The sequence below is a fragment of the Melghiribacillus thermohalophilus genome (assembly GCF_004342905.1).
GTDB lineage: Bacteria > Bacillota > Bacilli > Bacillales > Alkalibacillaceae > Melghiribacillus > Melghiribacillus thermohalophilus.
Map to the genome: position 1 here is coordinate 46,028 of NZ_SMAN01000019.1, position 17,871 is coordinate 63,898.

The following is a 17,871-nucleotide window of genomic DNA, read 5'->3' on the forward strand; positions in this document are numbered from 1 at the left end:
AATAAAAAACCAGCCCTTTCCTTTCGTTTTACATTGGAAAGTATATCATGGATGGGAACCGGACAACAAAGCGCAGAATACTGTATCAAACCATGAATGAAGGGATTCAACTGCATAAATCACAGTTAAATCCCTTACCTTCACAAATGAGGCTATATGCTGGTATTTTCTTTAAAATCCTTCCATCTTGAACATTTAGTGAACAGGGACAACAGCACCCTCGTATGTTTCTTCTATAAATGTTTGAATTTCTTCTGATTGCAATACCTCAATCAGGGTTTGCAGCGCAGGGTCATTTTCATCTTCTGCATTGGACGCAACAATGTTTACATATGGTGATTCAGATCCTTCCAATATTAGCGCATCTTCAAGGGGATTTAAGCCTGCCTCAATGGCATAGTTGGTATTAATGGCGACCAGTGCATCCTCTTCCCTTTCGTAGAATTGAGGGAGAAGCCCGGCATCAATGCTCGCATCAAATTCCAGATCCAGCTTGTTTTCATCGATGTCATCGACTGTAGCCTCCACTTTATTCACTCCTTCTTTTAATTTGATCAACCCTTCCCTCTCCAGAAGTGATAAAATTCTGCCATGGTCGGCTACAGAACGACTCATAATCACGACGGTTCCTTCTTTAATTTCATCCAGACTGCCGATGGTTTTAGAGTAAATACCCATTGGTTCAATATGAACACCGCCCAAATTGACAAAATCATAGCCAAACTCTTCCATTTGCTGTTCTAAGTATGGAATGTGCTGAAAATAATTCGCATCCAGTGTCCCATTGTCCAGGTCCTTGTTTGGAAGGATATAATCCTGATACACCTCAATTTCTAGTTCGACCCCTTTCTCTGCTAAAAGAGGTTTTGCTTCTTCAAGAACTTCAGCATGTGGAACGCTAGTCGCACCGACAACTAATTTTGCTTTTTCTTCTCCGGCCTCTGTTCCACTTGTCTCCCCACCTGAGCTGTTACTGTCTTTATTTTCGTCCTCAGATGATGCTGTCCCGCAGGCAGCAAGCCCAAGCAAAACGAAAACACTTAAAAGTAAAAGGAATAATTTTTTCATATGAGTTCTCTCCTTTTTTATCTTTTATCTAATGTTCGAGAAATCAGATCCCCGATGAATTGAAAAAGAAATACAATCAAAACGATCAGTACTGTACAAACAAACACCACGTCAAAATCCCAGCGCTGGAACCCTTTCATATAAGCCAGGTCTCCGAGACCACCTGCTCCGATCACCCCCGCCATAGCGGTGTAACCAATTAAAGCAATGGCTGTGACTGTAATTCCGGAAACTAAAGCAGGCATGGACTCCGGGAGCAATACTTTAAAAATAATTGTGTTTAAACTGGCGCCCATGGCCTGTGCTGCCTCAATGACACCTTTATCCACCTCCTTTAATGCAATTTCAACCATCCTTCCATAAAAGGGTGAGGCACCAATAATAAGGGCCGGCAGCGCTGCCTTTGGTCCCCGGATTGTCCCTACTAAAAACTCTGTAAAGGGAAAAAGAAGTAAAATTAAAATGATAAACGGGATTGCCCGAAAAATATTGACAAAGGAAGCGACAATAAAATGAAAAAATGGATTTTCTTTCAACCCTCCCTTTCCGGTTAAAAAGAGCAACAAACCAAGTATGATGCCAAAAATCAAGGTTCCTATCACAGAAATGATCGTCATATATAGTGTTTCATAAGTGGCGGTCCATAAATCTTCCAATCTCACATTGGGGAACCATTCGTAAAGCATCCTACTTCACCTCCACATCAATTCCGGAGTCAGTCAGGTATTCTATTGCCTTTTCCACTTCGTTATCCGTTCCATCGAGATGCACCATCATGCTCCCAAACACACCTGACTCATCCTGTGATAGATGTGCCTTTAAAAGATTGATTTGGATATCAAAGGTTTTGGCGGTTTCACTAATCATTGTTCCGCTGACATCCCCCCCAAAAAATCGCAGCCTGGCGATTTTCCCCTTTTCAGGTCGCTCCATCTGTTCGGATAGGTAATCCTCCTCTGATTCATGGGGGCGGGCAAGCTGTTGAACAAACCGTCGAGTGGTCTGTTTGACTGGGTTCTGAAAAACATCTTTCGCTTTTCCTTCCTCAATGATCGAGCCGTTTTCCATCACAGCGACACGATGGCAAATTTTCTGGATCACGTGCATTTCGTGGGTGATCAGAACAATGGTAATCCCTAACTTTTTGTTGATATCCACCAGCAGTTCCAGAATATCATCGGTCGTTTGGGGGTCTAGAGCAGATGTCGGTTCATCACATAACAGCACCTCAGGATGATTGGCCAGTGCCCGGGCGATGCCGACCCGCTGCTTTTGTCCACCGCTGAGCTGGGACGGGTAACTGTTTTCTTTCCCGCTCAGCCCTACCAGATCTATTAACCGCTGCACCCTTTGTTTTCGTTCCCGTTTCGGGACCTTTGCGATTTCAAGTGGTAAGGAGATGTTTTCAAAAACAGTACGGGACCAGAGCAAATGAAAGTGCTGAAAAATCATTCCGATTTTTTGGCGCGTTTTCCTTAATTCCCGACTGCTTAAAGTCGTCATATCTTTTTCGTTTAAAACTATACGGCCGGTACTTGGTTCTTCCAGCCGGTTTAACAGGCGGATGAAGGTGCTTTTTCCTGCACCGCTAAAACCGATAACGCCAAAAATTTCACCTTTTTTAATGTTTATATTTAAATCGTTTACAGCATGGACCTCGTTTGAACCGTTCTTATAGTGTTTGGACAGCTGACGAATTTCTATCATTTTTTCATCCCCTTTGCTAAAGTAAAGTTAGATGCCATAAATGCAGGATTAATCCAAGAAAAGTGCAACCGCTCCTACTAGAACCCCGGGACTGCTGGACACTGCCATGCACCCGGGTGGTGAAAACAGCTCAATGGGCTGGACCTTTACCATGTGGTCTATACTTGCTAATTTTATCCGTTGCTAAAAATGAAAAAGCCTTTCTGTTCAGACAAGAGAACAGAAAGGCTTTTTAAACCTTCTTGTTCCCTTATCTCTCAAAGTCATCCTAGACTTTGCAGGATTTGGCACCGTTCAAACAGCTCGCTGCTGCTTGATGGTTGCCGGGCTTCTTCGGGCCAGTCCCTCCGCCTCTCTCGATAAGAGAAAATATTTACTATTTTAAAGCATTAATTTATTAAGTTTTTCACGTATAAAAGTATACTATCATGGACTATTTGTCCAGTCAATATTTTTTCATCAAAAAACCCTCTTCTGATCAGAAGAGGGTTAAACATGCCAAGACATCTTCCCCCCTCCTCATCTCCCAGAGCCATCTTCAGGCTCTGCAGGATTTGGCACCGTTTCAAACAGCTCGCTGCTGCTTGATGGTTGCCGGGCTTCTTCGGGCCAGTCCCTCCGCCTCTCTCGATAAGAAGTGGTCATTTATTCACTACACTTGAATCTATTAAAACTGATTAAAATTATAAATAACATACAAACAGGTGTCAACAGAATCGGCAAACTTTTTGAACAACAAAGACAGCAGGGGTAATCCGTGTATTCATACCGCAAGACCAAATAAAGATTCTACCAGTAACAAATCCTTGTAATGCCCGTTTGCTTCCAGGTGATTCCCGGGAATCTGAGACAAAAAACTTTTGCCATTAATCAGTTCATTGCATGCCTTCTCTGTTCCAGCAATCACCATTACTTCCTGAGAGAAATCTTCAGGCAACACATGGGTGATGGACACGTGACCATTTTGTATAATTACATACCCGCATTCAGACCCGTTTTCAATCTGAATGATTAGATTTTTGTGATCAATCAGCGACAACAAATCGTTTCGTTTCTCAAGTCTGCTTTTCCAATCCCGTAAACGTTCTATCAACATCCGTGGCCCGCCTTTTCCTTTTCATCAACCTTTCGACGTTGCTTAAAGTTTTTCCTGTTTACTGCCGCAAATCAATTCCGACAAATTTTCAATCCCCCAGGTGAGGAACTAGCTTATGCACCAGATAGGGGACGGAGTGAAAAGCATAAAAGATTTCCTGAACTTCACCAGATTTTACAATCAACAAACAGGGAACACTTGTTATTTGATATTGTTCCATAAAATCAGGATACAGTGAAGCATTCAATTTATAAATCTGCAACGCACTCACTTTATTCTCAATCATTCTCAGCATGTTTTCAGCCAGCTGACACGTCCCACAAAAAGGGGTGTGCACAAATAAAAAGAGGGGGGTCTCACCTTTCCATAGGTGTTCAAACTGGTCTTTCTGTATCTCTTTCATCTCCATTACCCTTTCAAATAAAACGGTTTGACTTTTATATTGGCCTGAACCAGTACTGAGGCTAACACATGGTCCGGTGTCGCTGCAACTTCCCGATATCCAGGGTCTACAAATATATGATGGGCATGAGGCAGTTCATGCTGTAATTGTTTTCTTAATTTTTTACCGGCATCATCCTCGTCTACCAGCAGGTAAACATCCCGATCATCCAGGCTATATTCATCAATCATTTCTTCCATTCGTTCAATTCCCAGTGTCCCATGAGTACAAACGATTTCGAAATCCTCATTCAACATCCGCTCGACCTTTTGCCGGTCCGTACGGCCTTCCACGATCAAAATCTTTTTAAGGTTCTCCATTCTGATCACCTAATTCCCCATTCTTCACCGGACCATGTGACAGGATGGTTGGCCGGTGGACTGCTTTCCGATCAGTTTTGCGTTTCAATTCAAAATAAAAAGGCAGCGGTTATCGTCCCACTGCCAGTTTGTGTTCACAATTAGTCTTCTTCACTGATCATTTCTTCGTATTGTTCTGCAGTCATTAAATCATCAACCTGTGACATATCCTCAGGCTCTACAATGATCATCCATGCTTTTTCATAAGGAGATTCATTCACAAGCTCTGGACTGTCTTCCAGTTCTTCGTTTACTTCAACGACTTTTCCGCTGACAGGAGCGTATAATTCGGATACAGTTTTTACGGATTCAACACTTCCAAAAGGTTCCTCCGCTTCAATTTCGTCTCCAACCTCAGGAAGTTCTACAAATACAATGTCACCGAGTTCAGACTGGGCAAAATCCGTAATCCCTATCCGGATTTTTTCACCTTCAACTTTTACCCATTCGTGTTCTTCAGAGTAACGGTATTCTTTTGGTAAACTCATGATTGACCCTCCATTTTTGAAATTCTCATTCAAATCATACACTAAAGGAGATATTTTTTACAGCAAAATTTCGTCTTACTTCCAGGTTTGTTCAAACGTATCTTCATTGAACCCTACGGTTACTTTTTCGCCATCGGTAATAATTGGCCGTTTGATCAGCATTCCTTCAGATGCGAGCCATTCAACCATTTCATCAAGAGCTGCATCTTTGATTTTATCCTTCATGCCCAGCTCTCTATATTTTTTTCCGCTAGTGTTAAAAAACTTCTTGGCGGGAAGTCCGCTTTTTTCGATATATCTCTTTAATTCTTCCTTTGAGGGCGGGTTATCCACAATATGTACAATCTCATAATCAATCCCATGATCATCCAGCCATTTTAATGCTTTTTTGCTAGTTCCACACCGCGGGTAATGATACACTTTCAGCATAACAATCCCCCTTCCTGATGAAATAGGTCTGCTCCATATTGTAACATATATATATCATTCAAACACTCATGCTGCACGTTCCTTAGTATTCCCCTATTTGATGAGCGACATAACCTGAGGGCAAAAGAAAAGTCAAAGCAATACTATTTGGGGCTGCACAGAATGGAGCATTCGGTAATGGTGATGCCGCAGCACCATGCTCGCATCAGTTCAATAGATTTCACTGAAAAGTCCCGGATGATGGGCCTGTAGATTTGAGGAGCTAATATATCCAGTCAATCATATGTGGTTTTGACAGCATTGCCTGCTCGTGTCCACGGCAGGCAATCCTTCGTATTTTGGGTTTCTTTGCGATTTGTTCGTTTCTTATCCCTGTTCATTTCTATATGTCCCTGTCTCAGCATCAGCCTATAATCATGAATATTCCATGAAAAAGGCGGCTCCTCAATGAAGAGCCACCGATTTTTGTTTGCTAGATCATACTATATATTTTTCCGCTTCAATAATGGCTTTCGCAATTTCTCTTTTCTTTTCAATCACATTAATCGGGTCATGACGGGTCAATTTTCGCAGGGCAGAAAGCATCATACGGAGAGTATCACCTGTTTCGCTGGCGATTAATGTTTCTTTTGCATGGGCCTCAATGCGGTTAAAGGCCTCTTCGCAGTAAACTTCCGTGTAAAGAATTTTTTGTCTGTTCTTTTCTTCACCCGTCTTGTTCACAGCTTTTTCAGTACGCAAAATCGCTGATTCCAAATTATATATTTCAGCCACCATATCAGCAATATTGACAAGCAATTCCTGTTCATGTTCAATTTTTTCCCCATACGTTTGTACTGCTAATCCTGCCGCAAGCAGCGCAATTTTCTTGGCATTTTTGAGCAAATATTTCTCTTTCTCCAACAGCCCGTCACCTACTGTTTCAGGCATCATCATCATGAGTTCTTCCTGAAGTCCCTGGGCTTTTTGTAAAAGAGGCAGCTCTCCTTTCATCGCCTTTTTCAACAATGTTCCCGGAACGATTAAACGGTTGATTTCATTTGTTCCTTCAAAGATCCGGTTAATCCGGGAGTCTCTGTAGATCCGTTCCACTTCATATTCCTGCATAAATCCGTAGCCGCCATGAAGCTGAACCGCTTCGTCTGCCACAAAATCAAGGAGTTCTGTTGCAAACACCTTGTTTAGAGAACACTCGATGGCATATTCAGCAATACTTTTTGCAATTTCTTTTCCATCTTTTAGTTGTTCTTCGCTAAGGCTTCCCATACGTTGTTCAAATAAACCGACTGTACGGTATACCGAACTTTCGTTAGCATAAATATTTGCTGCCATCGTTCCAAGTTTCTCTCTGGTTAACGAAAAACTGGAAATCGGAGTATTAAACTGTTTTCGTTCGTTTGTATATTTAACAGCAATTTCAAGGGCCCGCTTCGATCCGCCAACTGCACCAATAGCAAGTTTGTACCGTCCGACATTTAAAATGTTAAAGGCAATGACATGCCCGCGGCCAACCTCACCGAGAACATTTTCTACCGGTACCTCTGCATCCTCAAGAATCAATGTTCTTGTGGAGGAAGATTTAATTCCCATTTTCTTCTCTTCAGGGCCGGTAGAAACACCAGGAAAATCACGTTCTACGATAAAAGCTGTAAACTTATCTCCATCCACTTTGGCATAAACCACAAAAACGTCAGCAAAAGCCGAGTTCGTAATCCACTGTTTTTCACCATTTAAAATATAATGAGTTCCTGCTTCATTCAATTTAGCAGTTGTTTTTGCTCCGAGGGCATCAGATCCTGAACCGGGTTCTGTCAGTGCATACGCAGCAATTTTTTCACCGGTTGCCAGTGCGGGAAGATATTTTTTCTTCTGTTCTTCATTACCAAAAAAGACGATCGGCAAAGATCCGATTCCGACATGGGCTCCATGGGAAATGGAAAAGCCTCCAGCATCGGACATTTTTTCAGTAATTAAAGATGAGCTGATTTTGTCAAGACTCAATCCCCCATATTCCTCGGGTATATCCGCGCCTAAAAGCCCTAATTCTCCGGCCTGCTTTAATAATTGAACGGTAATATCAAACTCATGGTTTTCCAGCCGTTCTAATTGAGGTCGTACTTCGTTGTGAACAAAATCTTCTGTTGTTTTCGCAATCATTACATGTTCATCTGTAAAATCTTCCGGAGTGATCACATCCTCCGCCTGAATATCCTCTACTAAAAATTCTCCGCCTTTAAATAATCTTTCTTTTGTTTCACCCATCTTGCTTCCTCCTCTTTATACTAATTCAAATACGCCAGCAGCTCCCATTCCGCCGCCAATACACATCGTTACAACACCAAATTGAACATTTCTCCTCTTCATTTCATGAATAAGAGAAAGGGTTAATTTTGTTCCGGTGCAGCCAAGGGGATGACCCAGGGCAATTGCTCCGCCATTCACATTGACTGTTTCTTCATCAAGTCCCAGTTCACGGATGACCTGAATGGACTGGGATGCAAACGCTTCATTGAGTTCAAATAGACCGATGTCAGACAACTCCAGTCCAGCCAGCTCAAGCGCTTTAGGCACAGCCTTCACCGGTCCAACTCCCATAATTTCCGGTTCTACTCCGGCTACGGCAAAAGAACGGAATTTTGCAAGGGGTTTCAGTCCTTCTGCTTTCGCTTTATCGTGATCCATGACCAGTACAGATGCTGCTCCATCACTCATTTGTGATGAGTTACCGGCTGTGACCGATCCATTTAATTTGAAAGCAGGCTTTAATTTGGCAAGAACCTCCAGGTTTGTATCCCGTCGTACCCCTTCGTCCTGCTTCAATACAATGGTTTTTTCGTGAACGTTGTTGTCAGGTCCGAACTCCCGGCTGGTTACCTCAACCGGTACAATCTCATCATTAAATTTTCCTTCCTCCAGTGCTTGAGCTGCCCGCTGGTGACTTCTGACCGCAAAAGCATCCTGTTCTTCCCGGGTAATGCCAAAACGTGTTGCGACTTCTTCTGCGGTATGTCCCATGGACATATAGTAGCCCGGTGCCTGTTCGACTAATTTTACGTTTGGCTTGATGACATGGCCACCCATCGGAATCAGGCTCATGGACTCGGCTCCGCCGGCAAGGATGGTGTCACTGTATCCGAGCATGATTCGTTCTGCTGCATAGGCGATACTTTGCAGGCCGGAAGAACAGTAACGGTTTATGGTGATCGCCGGCACATCATGAGGAAGGCCGGCAAGTCCTGCGATATTCCGGGCCATGTTCATGCCCTGTTCCGCTTCGGGCATGGCACAGCCAATAATCACATCATCTATATTTCCATCGTAATCATCAGCTCGTTTTAATGTTTCCTTAATGGTTAAGGCTGCCAGATCGTCTGGACGTGTGTTAGCCAGAGTACCTTTTTTTGCCTTTCCTACAGGTGTTCGGGCACCTGAGACAATGACTGCTTCTTTCACATTTCTTCCCCCTGTTCATTTTGGAGTTTTCAAAACTTAGTTCCGAAGCGGTTTACCTTTTAAAAGCATATGTTGCATTCGCTGCTGGGTTTTCGGTTCGCCGATCAAACTTAAGAAAGCTTCCCGCTCAAGATCGAGCAAATACTGTTCATCAACTAGCGTTCCTTCTTTTAACCGTCCTCCAGCGATGACAAATGCCAGCTTTTCTGCAATTTTCAAGTCATGTTCACTGGCATAGCCGCCAAATCCCATTGATTTTGCACCCAGTAGCATGGCAGCATATCCTGGTTCCCCGACTACCGGCACTTTCTCCCGCCTGGGCGGCTGGTAACCGGTCTGTGAAAGGGCCAGGACCTTTTGCTTGGCATCGTGGATTAAATGATCGCCATTTACGCTGATTGCATCTTGATCATTCAGGAATCCATATTCTCTGGCTTCCTGTGCTGAAGTTGATACTTTGGCGGTAGCAATTTTTTCAAACACATCATTGGCGACTTTTGTCAGATCCAGGTCTATCCCTTTCGGCAGACCTTCCAGCTGTTTCATGTAGAGCTCCTTATTTCCTCCGCCCCCGGGAATAAGGCCCACGCCCACTTCTACAAGTCCCATATACGTTTCCTGCGAAGCCTGAATGGCGCTTGACGGCAGACAAACTTCTGTGCCTCCACCGAGGGTCATGCCGAATGGAGCAGCAACAACCGGTTTTTCACTGTATTTCAAATTCATCATGGCCTGCTGGAATTGCTTCACTACAAGTTCAAGCTCAAAGAAATTTTGATCCTGTGCTTCCATCAGCATCAGAGCAAGATTTGCGCCAACACAGAAATTTTTGCCCTGATTTCCAATGACAAGTCCGCGGAAATTATGTTTAACTTCCTCCAGGGATTCATTGATCATTTGAATAACATCAAGACCAATGGCGTTATTTTGTGAATGAAATTCAAGGAGCGCCACATCGTCCCCAAGGTCGATCAGGCTGGCACCACTGTTTTTCTTGATAACGCCGCTCGTCTCTTTCCAGAGTTTGAGATGGATTTCTTTCGGATTCAAAACCTGCTCCCGATAATGTCCATCGTGGTAGAAGTAGAGTTTTCCGTTTTCTTTTTTATAAAAGCTTTCATAACCCCTGGCCAGCATTTCTTCTACCCATTCAGGAACCTGCTCTCCTTCTTCTTTCATCCGTTCTACAGACGAACGGACTCCAATGGCATCCCAGCTTTCAAATGGACCCAGCTCCCAGCCGAATCCCCATTTCATCGCCCGGTCAATGGCAGGGATGTCATCAGCAATTTCACCCAGCAGATCTGCAGAATAGATCAGCACAGGTTTAAAAATGGACCACAGCAAGTCACCAGCACGGTCACCTTTAGCTGATACCAGGGCTTTGATTTTCCTCTTTGTTCCTTTTTCCTGTTTAGCCATTTCGGTGGCCTTTGTTTTCAACTTTTTGCGTTCTTCATATTCAAGGGTCGCTGGATTTAATTCATAAATGACGCTTCCCTTTTCCCCTTTCTTCTTCAAGAAAAATCCCTGTCCTGCCTTTTGACCAAGCCATCCTTTTTCCTGCATCTTTTTCATAAATTCAGGAACGGCAAATACTTCTTTTTCCTGACCTTCCACCTGCTCATAGACGTTATTGGCAACATGGATAAATGTATCTAATCCAACAACATCAAGTGTCCGGAAAGTTGCACTTTTCGGACGTCCGATTAACGGACCAGTCACAGAATCGACTTCACCAATACTGTAACCGTTTTCGAGCATTTTCTGGACAGTGACCAATAACCCATAGGTTCCAATCCGATTCGCAATAAAATTCGGAGTATCCTTCGCCTCAACCACTCCTTTGCCAAGAACATCCTCTCCGAATCGTTTCATAAAGGCAACCACTTCGGGATCAGTGTCTTTCGTCGGTATCACCTCAAGTAATTTTAAATAGCGAGGCGGGTTGAAGAAATGGGTTCCAAGGAAATGTTTCCGGAAATCTTCAGATCTTCCTTCAGCCATCTTTTCAATAGAGATACCGGAAGTATTTGAACTGACGATGGTACCCTCTTTGCGGAAACGGTCTACCTGTTCAAATACTTTTTTCTTGATGTCCAGATTTTCAACCACCACTTCTATAATCCAGTCAACTTCACCAAGTTTTTCCATGTGGTCTTCCATATTGCCTACGGAAATTAAATCGAGATTTTTTTTACTTGTAAGCGGTGAAGGTTTTTGCTTCAATAATTTCTTCTTATTTTCTGATGCGATTCGGTTTCTGACCGCAGGATCTTCCAGTGTAAGTCCCTTCTTCTTTTCCACGTCATTCAAGTCCCGTGGCACAATGTCGAGCATCAGTGTAGGAATGCCAACGTTTGCCAGATGAGCCGCTATTCCTGCCCCCATCACACCTGAGCCCAGCACGGCCGCGCGCTTGATATTTCGCTCCATTCCATTTCCCCCTATTCCTTTTTTGAATGAATACTCATTCATTTTTTGACGAAAAAAATAAGACATACTTCGAATATGGATCTAGTTTTACTATAAAATATATTCTGATATTTCGCAATCATTTTGAAGATTATTCATGCAAAAATTTATCATTTTCAATAAGGAGGCGTCCTATTTACCCACAGGGCCACTGGTGTCCCTCCACTAATGGATCTGAAAACAGGAGGGACAGAAGTGGATCAAGGGGCCTGGACGCCGGAGGTAAAAATAATAAATTTGGTTTCCTTGTTCATCCCGGGTTAGATGATGAAAAAATTTTTTTATTTTTTAAACATGCCTTTCAAAACAAAGGCCACATTGGCGGGACGTTCTGCGAGACGACGCATAAAGTATCCGTACCAGTCATTTCCATAAGGAACATAAACTCTCATTTTATACCCTTCTCTGGCTAGCTGTTCCTGGCGTTCCGGACGGATACCATAAAGCATCTGGAACTCAAACTGATCCCTCGGGATACGATGCTCATCGACCAGTTTTTTCGTGTATTCAATAATGGCATCATCATGGGTGGCAACTGCGGTATAATTTCCATTTAACAGGTGCATTTTAATAATCTTTTTAAAGTTTTCATCTACATCTTTTTTCTCAGGAAAGGCTACCTCGGGGGATTCTTTATATGCTCCTTTGACGAGGCGCAGGTTCGGGCTGTACGGATTTAAATCCTCAATGTCATTAACCGTGCGATATAAATAGGCTTGTAGAACCGTTCCAAGTCCATCGTATTCTTTTTTCAATTCTTTAAATATATCCAGCGTTTTCTGGCATCGTTCATAGTCTTCCATGTCGATGGTAACGAATACTTGATGCTTTTTTCCTGCCTCCAAAATTTTCCTCATGTTTTCCATGACTAGCTCGTCCGAAATATCAAGTCCCATCGACGTCATTTTTAGGGAAAGCTGGGAGTCCAGGTTATGTTCCGCTATCGTTTCAATCGCTTTGATACATTCGTTTGCACGATCTTTAGCTTCCTGTTCGTTATCTACAAATTCCCCTAAATGATCAAGGGTCACCACAAGCCCGCGATCATTTAATGATTGGATGACATTTTTTGCATCTTCTATTGTTTCACCCGCAACAAAACGGGAAGCTCCAAACCGCAAACCATATTTTTTAGCAAGCTTTGTAAAAAATTTATTTTCAGATAAAAACAAGAAAAAATTCCTCATGAGCTGTTCCATCTTTTAAGTCCTCCTTTTATGCGAGATAACTTTATAATTGGATAAAAAATCATTACTATTTTATCACTTTTTTTGCCGCAAAACATCTCGATGTATGATTTTGTCGAAAAAAATAAAAGCATATTTTTCAAGCAGAGGCGGAAACCTATGCATGAAACTAGCTGTAAAGGAGGATAATCATATGCAGCAACAACAGACTACCCAGAACCAAAATATGCAGATGCCACCGACAATGGTCAGTTCAAAAGACCAGATGTATTTGACAGATATGCTTACCTGGAATTTAACCGCTTCGAAAAAAGCTCATTTTTTTGCCAGACAATGCCAGAATCAGGATGTGAAAACGGCCCTGGAAGATGCAGGGCGTATGCACCAGAGACACTATGAAAAAATTCTGCAGTATTTAAATCGGAACCCGAATCCGGCACAACCATCTTAAATAAAGGAGGGACTTTTATGCCTAGCCAGAAAGTGAATAATCCGGAAACCGTTGTACCGGACACATCACAGATGAATGACAGGGATTTTTTAAATGATATGCTAAACACGGAAAAATATTTAACGGGCTCTTATAACATCGCCATGAATGAAGTAAGCAATCAGAACATGTATCAAGAATTATCTACTATTTTCAAGGAAACTCAGGATGTCCAGAGAAACCTGTATAACGTCATGTTTCAGCACGGCTGGTACTCTCTTGAAGTGGCAGATCAGCAGACGATGCAGCAAAGCTATCAAAAATACTCCGGCTACACCAATCAGTTTCCATATGTAAACTGATTATTTAATGGTTATGATGGAACGTGTGCCATTGAAAGGATATAAAAAGAGGGTGTCTATTGCGCCATCGGCAAGACACCCTTTTTTTAAAAACATTAAACGACATCATAACCCTGCTCTTCAATGGCTTCTGCCATCTTCTCTTTTGTTACTTTCGATTCGTCATAGGTCACATCCACTTTTCCTGAATCCAGATGGACAGTAACAGATTCTACTCCATCCAGTGCAGTTAATGCTCCTCTAACAGCTTTTTCACAATGTCCGCATGACATGCCCTGTACATTTAATGTAATCTCCATCATAATCCTCCTCCATTTTTCATATATATTTTATAGTTTTACCCGCTTTAATCGAAGCGAGTTTGTTACCACACTTACTGAACTGAAGGCCATAGCTGCTCCAGCAATCCATGGTGCCAATAACCCTGCAGCGGCAACTGGAATACCCGCCGAATTATAAGCAAGGGCCCAGAACAGATTCTGGCGAATATTTTTCATCGTTTTATGGCTTAAGCGGATAGCTTTTGGAATCAACAAAAGTTCGCCGCCTAAAATCGTAACATCAGCTGATTCGATTGCTACATCCGTTCCTGTCCCAATAGCGATCCCGATGTCCGCGGTGGCCAGGGCAGGAGCATCGTTAATACCATCACCCACCATGGCTACTCTTTTTCCTTCCTTTTGCAGTTCCTTTACAACCTTTGCTTTCTCTTCTGGAACAACTTCGGCAATCACTTTTTGGATTCCTACCTGTTCAGCAATGGATTCTGCAGTCCGCTTATTATCACCTGTTAACATCACGATTTCGATCCCGAGATCTTTCAATTCCTGAATAGCCTGTTTTGATGTCTCTTTTATGGTATCAGCTACTGCCATTCCCCCTTTTAATTCTCCATTCACTGCAATCAGCATGGCAGTTTTTCCCTGTTCTTCCCATTTGCCCACAATCTCCTCATATTCATGTAAATCGATCTGCTCCTGGTTCATCAATTTACGTGATCCGGCAAGAACAGATTGTCCTTTAACAGTTGCCTGAATACCGTGTCCCGGTACCGCTTCAAACGTTTCCGGTTCGTTGATGACAGCTCCTTTTTTCCGAGCATAGTTGACAATCGCCTGTGCCAGGGGGTGTTCGGAAGCATTTTCTGCACTGGCAACAAGTCCAAGTAAATCTTCATCTCCTGTAAAGTCTGTCACTTCCGGTTCTCCTTTTGTAATCGTTCCTGTCTTATCGAATACGATCGTATTGATTTTATGTGTCGCTTCTAAATGTTCCCCGCCTTTATATAAAATTCCGTTTTCTGCGCCTTTTCCCGTACCAACCATAATGGATGTCGGTGTGGCCAGGCCTAGAGCACAAGGACAGGCGATGACTAACACAGCAATGGCCGCCGTTAATGCCGGGGGAAGTTCCCCTGGTGTAATCAGCGTAATCCAGACCATAAAGGTTAACGCGGCAATAGCTACGACAATAGGGACAAAATATCCTGAAATAACGTCAGCCATGCGCTGTATAGGTGCTTTGGAACCCTGAGCCTCTTCAACCACTTTAATAATGCCTGCCAGTGCCGTATCTTTTCCTACTTTTGTCGCTCTCATTTGTAACGTGCCATTACGGTTGATCGTTGACCCAATAACCGGGTCTCCTGCTGATTTTTCGACCGGAATGGATTCACCGGTGATCACCGATTCATCCACTGATGATTGTCCCTGGATCACTTCCCCATCAACAGGTATTTTTTCACCGGGACGGACAAGAATCACATCCCCAACCTGTACATGTTCGATGGGAACCTTAACTTCTTTTCCGTCTTTTATGACGGTTGCTTCTTTCGCTTGAAGATCGAGCAGTTTTGAAATCGCCTGAGTCGTTCTTCCTTTGGCTACTGCTTCAAAATATTTTCCCAATAATATTAATGTAATTAAAATGGCGCTTGTTTCAAAATATAGATGAGGTTTTACCTCCGGGGTAAATATCGTTCGGATCGCTTCACTGACACTGTAAAAGTAGGCTGCACTGGTACCTAGAGCAACTAAAACATCCATATTGGCACTTTTATTCCGCAAGTTTTTATAAGCTCCCACATAAAACTGCCAGCCGATCATAAATTGAATCGGTGTGGCCAGTGCCATTTGCAGCCAGGGATTCATCAATACCCCCGGAACATACAAATTGAATAAATGATCCGCCATGGTCAAAAGCAACGGAAAAGAAAGAATGGCAGATATATACAACTTGAGCCGTTTTTTCTTCAGTTCTTCTTCTTTCTTTGCCTTCTTATGTTCATCTTCCTGACGCACTTTTGCATCATAGCCGATTTTCCTAATTTTTTCTATGATGCTGTCAAGATCTACCGTCCCGGGGGTATATTCAACCGTAGCTGTTTCACTGGCCAGGTTTACACTTGCCGATGATACGCCCGGCATTTTGTTCAATACTTTTTCAATTCGCGAAGAACAGGCTGCACAGGTCATCCCATAAACGTCCAGTTCCTTTTTCTCTATCTCCACTTCATACCCCAGCTTATCTATTTTTGATGTGATTTCCTCTATATTGACCTGATCTGGATCATACTCAACCGTCGCATTTTCCATCGCCAGATTGACTCTGGCATCCACCCCGTCCATATTATTCAGGGTCTTTTCGATGCGTGTGGAACAGGCCGCACAGGTCATTCCTTTAATTCCGAGATTTACTTGTTTAGAATCACCCATTCTCCTCACCACCCTTTTATGATTTTGAAAATTGCTGAAACACTTTTATTAGCTCATCAATTGCTTCGTCGCCATTTCCCTGTTTCACTGCAGAACTGACGCAATGGCGGGTATGGCGTTCGAGTAAAGAAAACCCGACTTTTTTTAAAGCCGCATGAATAGCAGAAATCTGAACAAGGATATCAACACAGTACCGGTCTTCTTCCACCATTTTTTGAATACCCCGAACCTGGCCCTCAATCCGGCGCAGGCGGTTTACAAGTTGTTTCTTTTCATGTTCTGTGCGGGGTTTGGTCGGTGATTTCCCGCTGTTTTCAGGCAAGTTTATCTCAAGGTGATCCATGGTTATCACTTCCTTTTCTCAAATATACTATACCCCGGTTATGTATATTGTGTCAAATAAAATGTGTTTCACAGTTAATTTTGTCTTGCCCGGAGCTTTTTACTCCTGTATATTCTGGCAAATCCCTCTACCCTTCCATCTCCCATCATATTTATCATGTAGTATAATAAGAAAGGGAAAATGTTTGTGAGAATATTATCAATTTAGTGAAGGTATCATTTCGGCAGAGAATAGGAATGGAGGAAAATAAAGAAATGCCCATTTGTCAGAACTGCGGCCATAAATGGAGCTGGACAAAAACGTGGAAATTATCCCTCACACTAGATCATGGCATGATTTGCCCGAATTGCGGGAAAAAGCAATATGTGACGAACCGCACAAGAAAAATGAATGCTGTAATGACGCTTGTCATCACTACCCTGATGTTGCTGGTGAATATCATATTTGGCCCTGCACCTGTTTTGTTCATCGTTTTGATCGTAGTTTTTTTGTTATACATCGGACTTTATCCTTTATGGCTCGAGCTGTCGAATGAAGAAGAACCTTTCTGGTAGTCTAACAAAAATCCATGTTATTCTTAACAGGAAGCAAGCGCCAGAATATGTTTTCTGGCGCTTGCTGCTTCGCTAAACTTATTTGACTGTCTTCATGTGTTATGGCATCGGGGTCGGGGTCGGATCAACACCAAGATCTTTGTACTTATTGTCAATTTGCTCCCGTATCGTTTGCAGATCTTCCCCTTCTTCATACATGGTCACAGCCTCACGGGCTATACTGACACAGATTCCTCAGCCAAAACCCATGTTATCAAGGACAACGGTTCCGTTTTGATCCTGATCGACAAAACAGTCCCGGTTGCTTTCATGCCCCTGTTCATAACATCCACAGTAGCAGGGCATATAGCTTAACACTTCTGGATGATGAATAGCATTTTCGTAGGCCTCTCTGATCTCTTCTGTCCCTTCCTGGCTAAAAAATTCGGCCACATCAGGAGACCAGGCATTTTTACCTTTATGATATTGCAAGTTTTCCAGAGAATGATCAACTGTAATGGAACCATTCTTGGTGATGCCCTCCGAATCATCCTGAGAACAGGCTGTCAGAAAAGTGATCAGGGTCCCCAGTAAAAGAAAATAACGTTTGATCATATTTTCACCTCTTTAACTGCCAGGACTATTCAAAAGTTTATCATAACCCCCGGCAGTTTTTCGAAGTTTTTTTTTCTTAAACGGCACAACTAACACAATAAATTAGTTGTGCCTTTTCCATTTCTCTTCAATAGTGTTTAAATATTCATTTGGCTCTTTTTTGAATCTTC

The 17,871-nt window shown here is 42.7% G+C and carries 19 protein-coding genes and 2 riboswitches; of the genes, 3 read left to right on the forward strand and 16 right to left on the reverse strand.

Annotated elements, in window-relative coordinates:
- Positions 1 to 195 precede the first annotated feature (195 nt).
- The 12 genes from EDD68_RS12055 to EDD68_RS12110 all read right to left on the reverse strand — a co-directional run bounded on the left by EDD68_RS12055 (position 196) and on the right by EDD68_RS12110 (position 12,716).
- Positions 196 to 1,068 carry a MetQ/NlpA family ABC transporter substrate-binding protein gene (locus EDD68_RS12055; RefSeq protein ID WP_132372540.1) on the reverse strand — a complete coding sequence of 291 codons (873 nt, stop codon included), beginning with the start codon at positions 1,066 to 1,068 and terminating at the stop codon, positions 196 to 198.
- Between the two features lie 17 nt (positions 1,069 to 1,085).
- Positions 1,086 to 1,754 (reverse strand): methionine ABC transporter permease, encoded by a 669-nt coding sequence (locus tag EDD68_RS12060; protein WP_132372541.1) that lies wholly within the window; start codon positions 1,752 to 1,754, stop codon positions 1,086 to 1,088.
- 1 nt (position 1,755) lies between these two features.
- The gene (locus tag EDD68_RS12065) at positions 1,756 to 2,775 is read right to left on the reverse strand and encodes a methionine ABC transporter ATP-binding protein (protein ID WP_132372542.1); all 1,020 of its coding nucleotides are present in this window, start codon (positions 2,773 to 2,775) and stop codon (positions 1,756 to 1,758) included.
- Between the two features lie 247 nt (positions 2,776 to 3,022).
- A riboswitch (SAM riboswitch) is annotated at positions 3,023 to 3,141 on the reverse strand.
- A 150-nt stretch (positions 3,142 to 3,291) separates the two neighbouring features.
- Positions 3,292 to 3,412: riboswitch (SAM riboswitch) on the reverse strand.
- A 126-nt stretch (positions 3,413 to 3,538) separates the two neighbouring features.
- Complete coding sequence (locus tag EDD68_RS12070) at positions 3,539 to 3,871, reverse strand: hypothetical protein (protein ID WP_132372543.1); 333 nt, start codon at positions 3,869 to 3,871, stop codon at positions 3,539 to 3,541.
- Between the two features lie 88 nt (positions 3,872 to 3,959).
- Complete coding sequence (locus EDD68_RS12075; RefSeq protein ID WP_132372544.1) at positions 3,960 to 4,274, reverse strand: thioredoxin family protein; 315 nt, start codon at positions 4,272 to 4,274, stop codon at positions 3,960 to 3,962.
- A 5-nt stretch (positions 4,275 to 4,279) separates the two neighbouring features.
- Entirely contained in the window at positions 4,280 to 4,633 is a 354-nt protein-coding gene (locus EDD68_RS12080; protein ID WP_132372565.1) for a toprim domain-containing protein, read from the reverse strand.
- A 140-nt stretch (positions 4,634 to 4,773) separates the two neighbouring features.
- On the reverse strand, positions 4,774 to 5,160 hold the full coding sequence (gene gcvH, locus EDD68_RS12085; protein WP_132372545.1) for a glycine cleavage system protein GcvH: 387 nt from the start codon (positions 5,158 to 5,160) through the stop codon (positions 4,774 to 4,776).
- Positions 5,161 to 5,235: 75 nt separating this feature from the next.
- The gene (locus EDD68_RS12090) at positions 5,236 to 5,589 is read right to left on the reverse strand and encodes an arsenate reductase family protein (protein ID WP_132372546.1); all 354 of its coding nucleotides are present in this window, start codon (positions 5,587 to 5,589) and stop codon (positions 5,236 to 5,238) included.
- A 477-nt stretch (positions 5,590 to 6,066) separates the two neighbouring features.
- The gene (locus tag EDD68_RS12095; protein ID WP_132372547.1) at positions 6,067 to 7,851 is read right to left on the reverse strand and encodes an acyl-CoA dehydrogenase family protein; all 1,785 of its coding nucleotides are present in this window, start codon (positions 7,849 to 7,851) and stop codon (positions 6,067 to 6,069) included.
- A gap of 15 nt (positions 7,852 to 7,866) precedes the next feature.
- On the reverse strand, positions 7,867 to 9,042 hold the full coding sequence (locus tag EDD68_RS12100; protein ID WP_132372548.1) for an acetyl-CoA C-acetyltransferase: 1,176 nt from the start codon (positions 9,040 to 9,042) through the stop codon (positions 7,867 to 7,869).
- Between the two features lie 36 nt (positions 9,043 to 9,078).
- Entirely contained in the window at positions 9,079 to 11,478 is a 2,400-nt protein-coding gene (locus EDD68_RS12105; protein ID WP_132372549.1) for a 3-hydroxyacyl-CoA dehydrogenase/enoyl-CoA hydratase family protein, read from the reverse strand.
- A gap of 320 nt (positions 11,479 to 11,798) precedes the next feature.
- The gene (locus EDD68_RS12110) at positions 11,799 to 12,716 is read right to left on the reverse strand and encodes a proline dehydrogenase family protein (protein ID WP_132372550.1); all 918 of its coding nucleotides are present in this window, start codon (positions 12,714 to 12,716) and stop codon (positions 11,799 to 11,801) included.
- 181 nt (positions 12,717 to 12,897) lie between these two features.
- Between EDD68_RS12110 and EDD68_RS12115 the strand changes: the two genes are divergently transcribed.
- Positions 12,898 to 13,155: a hypothetical protein gene (locus EDD68_RS12115; protein WP_132372551.1), complete on the forward strand. Its 258-nt coding sequence runs from the start codon at positions 12,898 to 12,900 to the stop codon at positions 13,153 to 13,155.
- Between the two features lie 17 nt (positions 13,156 to 13,172).
- Complete coding sequence (locus EDD68_RS12120) at positions 13,173 to 13,496, forward strand: spore coat protein (RefSeq protein WP_132372552.1); 324 nt, start codon at positions 13,173 to 13,175, stop codon at positions 13,494 to 13,496.
- 95 nt (positions 13,497 to 13,591) lie between these two features.
- Here the strand turns inward: EDD68_RS12120 and copZ are convergent, their stop codons facing one another.
- The 3 genes from copZ to EDD68_RS12135 are packed head-to-tail and all read right to left on the reverse strand — an operon-like array spanning position 13,592 to position 16,553.
- Positions 13,592 to 13,795, reverse strand: coding sequence for a copper chaperone CopZ (gene copZ, locus EDD68_RS12125; RefSeq protein ID WP_207902587.1), 204 nt, complete (start codon positions 13,793 to 13,795; stop codon positions 13,592 to 13,594).
- A gap of 30 nt (positions 13,796 to 13,825) precedes the next feature.
- On the reverse strand, positions 13,826 to 16,210 hold the full coding sequence (locus EDD68_RS12130) for a heavy metal translocating P-type ATPase (protein WP_132372554.1): 2,385 nt from the start codon (positions 16,208 to 16,210) through the stop codon (positions 13,826 to 13,828).
- 16 nt (positions 16,211 to 16,226) lie between these two features.
- Positions 16,227 to 16,553 (reverse strand): metal-sensing transcriptional repressor, encoded by a 327-nt coding sequence (locus EDD68_RS12135; RefSeq protein WP_132372555.1) that lies wholly within the window; start codon positions 16,551 to 16,553, stop codon positions 16,227 to 16,229.
- A 206-nt stretch (positions 16,554 to 16,759) separates the two neighbouring features.
- Between EDD68_RS12135 and EDD68_RS12140 the strand changes: the two genes are divergently transcribed.
- The gene (locus EDD68_RS12140) at positions 16,760 to 17,107 is read left to right on the forward strand and encodes a TIGR04104 family putative zinc finger protein (protein WP_243646859.1); all 348 of its coding nucleotides are present in this window, start codon (positions 16,760 to 16,762) and stop codon (positions 17,105 to 17,107) included.
- Positions 17,108 to 17,206: 99 nt separating this feature from the next.
- Here EDD68_RS12140 and EDD68_RS12150 read toward each other — a convergent pair whose 3' ends face one another.
- Positions 17,207 to 17,701, reverse strand: a complete 495-nt coding sequence (locus tag EDD68_RS12150; RefSeq protein ID WP_279388266.1) for a PCYCGC motif-containing (lipo)protein — start codon at positions 17,699 to 17,701, stop codon at positions 17,207 to 17,209.
- Positions 17,702 to 17,871: the final 170 nt, after the last annotated feature.